The 4,736-nt window shown below is 75.3% G+C and carries 4 protein-coding genes; 3 read left to right on the top strand and 1 reads right to left on the bottom strand.

Translation table 11 applies throughout. The features are described 5' to 3' along the window. Nucleotides 1-80: 80 nt before the first annotated feature. From ACFU6K_RS31675 to ACFU6K_RS31665, 3 genes are read left to right on the top strand one after another with little or no spacing between them, the layout of a single operon-like run. Complete coding sequence (locus ACFU6K_RS31675; protein ID WP_380668868.1) at nt 81-1,190, top strand: energy-coupling factor transporter transmembrane component T; 1,110 nt, start codon at nt 81-83, stop codon at nt 1,188-1,190. Next, a complete protein-coding gene (locus tag ACFU6K_RS31670) occupies nt 1,187-2,791 on the top strand; it encodes an ABC transporter ATP-binding protein (protein ID WP_380668866.1) in 1,605 nt (534 codons plus the stop codon). Before ACFU6K_RS31675 ends, ACFU6K_RS31670 begins: the two co-directional genes overlap by 4 nt. Beyond that, nucleotides 2,788-3,624, top strand: coding sequence for an ECF transporter S component (locus ACFU6K_RS31665; RefSeq protein WP_380668864.1), 837 nt, complete (start codon nt 2,788-2,790; stop codon nt 3,622-3,624). The genes ACFU6K_RS31670 and ACFU6K_RS31665 overlap by 4 nt, the downstream gene beginning before the upstream one ends. On the opposite strand, the gene ACFU6K_RS31660 is transcribed toward ACFU6K_RS31665, so the two are convergent. After that, nucleotides 3,621-4,424 carry a helix-turn-helix domain-containing protein gene (locus ACFU6K_RS31660; protein ID WP_380668862.1) on the bottom strand — a complete coding sequence of 268 codons (804 nt, stop codon included), beginning with the start codon at nt 4,422-4,424 and terminating at the stop codon, nt 3,621-3,623. The two genes, ACFU6K_RS31665 and ACFU6K_RS31660, sit on opposite strands and share 4 nt — an antisense overlap. Nucleotides 4,425-4,736: the final 312 nt, after the last annotated feature.

Below are 4,736 nucleotides of genomic sequence, written 5' to 3'. Positions count from 1 at the left end.
GGTGGCCGTCCTCGCCGGCGGCGCCGTCTGGCAGGCGCGCCGCCGCCGTCACCCCTAACGTCCCCCACCCAGGAATCACCGTGAGCAGCACCGCCGTCCGTACCACCCGGCCGCCCACCGGCCCCCGTCAACTGCACCCCGGGGCCTGGTGGTTGTGGGCGCTCGGGCTGGGCGCGGCGGCCACCCGCACCACCAACCCGGCGATCCTGCTGCTGCTCGTCGCCGTCGCCGGGTACGTGGTCACGGCCCGGCGCGGCGATGCCCCGTGGTCGCGCTCGTACGGGGCGTTCCTGCGGCTGGGCCTGCTGGTGCTCGGCATCCGGCTGGTGTTCGCGGTGTTCCTCGGCTCGCCCGTCCCGGGCACCCATGTGCTGTTCACGCTGCCCGAACTCCCGCTGCCCGTCTGGGCGCAGGGCGTGCGGATCGGCGGCCGGGTCACCGTCGAGGGGCTGCTCGCGGCGCTGTACGACGGGCTGCGGCTGGCCACCCTGCTGGTCTGCGTCGGCGCCGCCAACTCGCTGGCCAGCCCGGCCCGGCTGCTGCGCGCCCTTCCCGGCGCACTCTACGAGGCGGGCGTCGCCGTCGTCGTGGCGATGACCTTCGCGCCGAACCTGGTCGCGGACGTCCGCCGGCTGCGCGCCGCACGGCGTCTGCGGGGCCGCTCCGACAAGGGCGTCGCAGCCGTGCTGAGCGTCGGACTCCCGGTGCTGGAGGGCGCGTTGGAGCGGTCCATCGCACTGGCCGCCGCCATGGACACCCGGGGGTTCGGCCGCACCGCCGACGTCCCGCGCCGGCTCGCCCGGGCGACGGCCGCGCTCACCCTGGCCGGACTGCTCGGAGTCTGCCTGGCCGCGTACGGGCTACTGACGGCCGGTGGGGCCGGCTGGACCCTGCCCGTCCTGCTGCTCGGCCTGGCCGCCGCCTTCGCCGGCCTGCTGCTCGGTGGCCGACGGTCCGTCAGGAGCCGCTACCGGCCCGACCCTTGGGCTATTCCCGAGTGGCTGACCGCCGGTTCCGGGGCGGCCGTGGCGGCCCTCACCACCTACCTGGCCGCGCGGGACCCGGCCGCCTTCGCGCCCACCGTCGTCCCGCCGACCGTCCCCGCGCTGCCCCTGGCCGCCGTGCTGACCGTGCTGCTCGGCCTGGTACCGGCGTTCGCCGCCCCGACCCCGCCCCGGAGGGCATCGTGATCACCTTCGAGCAGGTCTCCGTCCGGTACGCGGACTCGGCCGCACCCGCCCTGAACGGCGTCGACCTCACCGTCCCCGAGGGCGAACTCTGCCTGCTGGTGGGCCCGTCCGGCTCCGGCAAGTCCACCCTGCTGGGGACGGTCAGCGGCCTGGTACCGCACTTCACCGGCGGGGTGCTGCACGGCCGGGTCACCGTCGGCGGCCGGGACACCCGCGAGCACCGGCCGCGCGAACTCGCCGACCTGGTCGGCACGGTGGGGCAGGACCCGCTGGCCCACTTCGTCACCGACACGGTGGAGGACGAACTCGCCTACGGCATGGAGTCGCTGGGCCTGCCGGGCGACGTGATGCGCCGCCGGGTCGAGGAGACCCTCGACCTGCTCGGCCTCGCCGACCTGCGCGACCGCGCGCTGAACTCCCTCTCCGGCGGCCAGCAGCAGCGCGTCGCGATCGGCTCGGTGCTCACCGTGCACCCCCGCGTCCTGGTCCTGGACGAGCCCACCTCGGCCCTCGACCCGGGCGCGGCCGAGGAGGTGCTGTCCGTCCTCCAGCGGCTGGTGCACGACCTCGGCACCACCGTGCTGATGGCCGAGCACCGGCTGGAGCGGGTCGTCCAGTACGCCGACCAGGTGCTGCTGCTCACCCCCGACGCCCCGCCCGTCCTCGGCGAGCCCGCCGAGGTGATGGCGCACTCCCCGGTGCACCCGCCGGTGGTCGGCCTCGGCCGGCTCGCGGGCTGGCGGCCGCTGCCGCTCTCGGTCCGCGACGCGCGCCGCAAGGCCGCGCCGCTGCGCGCCCGACTGGACGGCCGGACGCCCGCCCCCGCCGACCGCCGTGCCGACGCCGCCCCCCTCGCCACCGCCGACCGCCTCGCCGTCCGGCGCGGCCCCGTCCCGGCCCTGCGCGGCGTGGACCTCTCCCTCCACCCCGGCGAGATCACCGCCCTGATGGGCCGCAACGGCGCCGGCAAGTCCACCCTGCTGGGCAGCCTGGTCGGCCTGCACGCCCCCTCCTCCGGCAGCGTCAGGGTCGGCGGCCGCACCCCGCACCGCACCCGCCCCGCCGAGCTGATCCGCGAGGTCGGCCTCGTCCCGCAGGACCCGCGCGACCTGCTGTACGGCGAATCGGTCGCCGCCGAGTGCGCCGCGGCCGACACCGACGCCGGAGCCGCCGCCGGCACCTGCCGCGCCCTGGTCGAGCGCCTGCTGCCCGGCATCGACGACGACACCCACCCGCGCGACCTCTCCGAGGGCCAGCGGCTCACCCTCGCCCTCGCCGTCGTGCTCACCGCCCGGCCCCCGCTGCTGCTCCTCGACGAGCCGACCCGCGGCCTCGACTACGCCGCCAAGGCCCGGCTGGTGGAGATCCTGCGCGGCCTGGCGGCCGAGGACCACGCGGTGCTCCTCGCCACCCACGACGTCGAGCTGGCCGCCGAACTCGCCCACCGCACGGTGATCCTGGCCGAGGGCGAGATCGTCGCGGACGGCCCGACGGCGGAGGTCGTGGTCTCCTCCCCCGCCTTCGCCCCGCAGGTGGCCAAGGTGCTGACGCCCGGGCCGTGGCTCACCGTGCGGCAGGTCGCGGAGGCGCTGGACGCATGAGCACTCGTCCCGTCCCGCTGGGACGCCGGTCCGTCGCGGCGCTGCTGTCGGTCTCCTTCGTCGGCGTCGCCGCCTTCGGCTGGCCGCTGCTCGCCTCCACCAGGTCGGCGCTGGTCGGCCACTCCACGGACGCGCCCTGGCTGTTCGCCCTGCTGCTCCCCCTCCTCCTCGCCGTCGTCATCGCCCAGATCTCCGAGGGCCGCTCGGCGGGCGGCGGCGCCCCCGGCCTGGACGCCAAGTCCGTGGCCCTGCTGGGTGTCCTGGCCGCCGCCGGCGCGGCGCTGCGCCCCCTCGGCGCGGGCACGGCGGGGCTGGAGCCGATGTTCTTCCTGATGGTGCTGTCCGGGCGGGTGCTCGGCCCGGGCTTCGGCTTCGTCCTCGGCTCGCTGTCGATGTTCGCCTCCGCGCTGCTGACGGGCGGGGTCGGGCCGTGGCTGCCGTTCCAGATGCTGGCGATGGGGTGGGTGTGCCTGGGTGCGGGCCTGCTTCCGGGCGCCTCCTCCCTGCGCGGTCGCCGCGAACTCGTGGTGCTGGCGTCCTATGGCGCCCTCGCGTCCCTCCTCTACGGCACGATCATGAACCTCCAGGGCTGGCCGTACATCGGCGGCCTGGCCGGCTCCATCTCTTTCGTCCCCGGCGACCCGCTGCCCGCCAACCTGGTCCGCTTCGCCGCCTACTGCCTGACCACGTCGCTGGGTTGGGACCTCCCCCGCGCCGCACTCACCGTGGTGCTCTGCCTCACCCTCGGCACCCCCGTCCTGCGCGCCCTGCGCCGCACCACCCGCCGCGCCGCCTTCGACGCCCCCGTCACCTTCCGCCCGCCGGAGTGCTAAACCCCGTCCGCCCGGCACGCCCCGCACACCTGCCCGGGCCCGGCCACGGGCCGCCCGCACATCCCGCCCCGGCCGGGGCACTCGTGCCTGCGGGGCCCTGTATCTCCCGCCGCTTCGGGGACAGCGGGCACCCTCGCCAACCGCCCCGCCAGGACCGCCCCCACGCTGTGCGTGACCTTCTCCGGCAGCGGCGCCGCCAGAATCCCGGTCAACGCCTCCCGCGTCCACCCTCCTGCCAACAACCCCTCCACCCGCACGGCCTGGTCGCACAGCGGCTTCCCCGCCAGGGCCATTCTCGGCTCCCGGCGCCCGAGTTCGAGCAGCAGCGCCAGGCCCGCCGTCAACTTCTCCGGGGGACGGACGGAAGGCTCTTCCACGTCCTTGGTTTCCCGTTCCTTGGAAGGGCTTCCCGTCTTCCCGCCGCCTGGCCCACCTGGAGCTGGACCACCGGCGGCCGGGGGCACGGGAAGCGGCGGCACCGTGTGCACCGCCTTGCCCGTCACCGGCACCTCGTGCACCGAGACGACCGTCCGCACCTGCCCGGTCAGCGGGTCCCGCTGGGTGCGCCGCACGTAGTGCCCGGCCGCCTCCAACTCCCGCAGCGCACGGGAGACGGTCGTCCGCCCCTCCACGCTCTTGGCGGCCAGCGTGCGGACGTCCTCGCGCGCCCCGTCCGGCAGGCTGAGCAGGTAGCTGAGGAGCCCCCGCGCCGCCCACGACAGCGAGTGCTTCCGGACGACATGCCCGTTGTCCAGGATCGTGTACCCGGGAGCGTGCTGAGGGATACGATGAATCTGCATCTGGAGTTGCTTTCTCCTGGTGCCGAACCCCGGGGTGTTGGAGCACCGCCGGGGTTACTTGTGCCCATGCACCGGGCACTTCTCCGAGCACCCGACACCGCAATTTTCACCGTATTGCTGTAACGCTCCGCCAAACTCCCACCCACATCACCCTTTTAGGCGGCGCGAGCGCACGCCCCCCAGCGCGCCCACCAAGCACACAAGCCCCTGGCGCACTTCAGGCTGCGAAGATGCCCGACGAACTCCCCGGAAGGCGCCACATGGTGCGTCACGCTGCCACCCGAGTCGATGATCCTGGCCGCGTCGCCAGGT

The organism is Kitasatospora sp. NPDC057512 (assembly GCF_042802135.1).
Lineage (GTDB): Bacteria > Actinomycetota > Actinomycetes > Streptomycetales > Streptomycetaceae > Kitasatospora.
The sequence above is the reverse complement of the archived record's forward strand: the minus strand, read 5'-3'. Positions and strand labels throughout refer to the sequence as shown.

Coding starts and splice junctions, on each gene's coding strand:
- ACFU6K_RS31660 (WP_380668862.1), bottom strand. CDS start 4,424: ATGCAGATTCATCGTATCCCTCAGCACGCTCCCGGGTACACGATCCTG.
- ACFU6K_RS31665 (WP_380668864.1), top strand. CDS start 2,788: ATGAGCACTCGTCCCGTCCCGCTGGGACGCCGGTCCGTCGCGGCGCTG.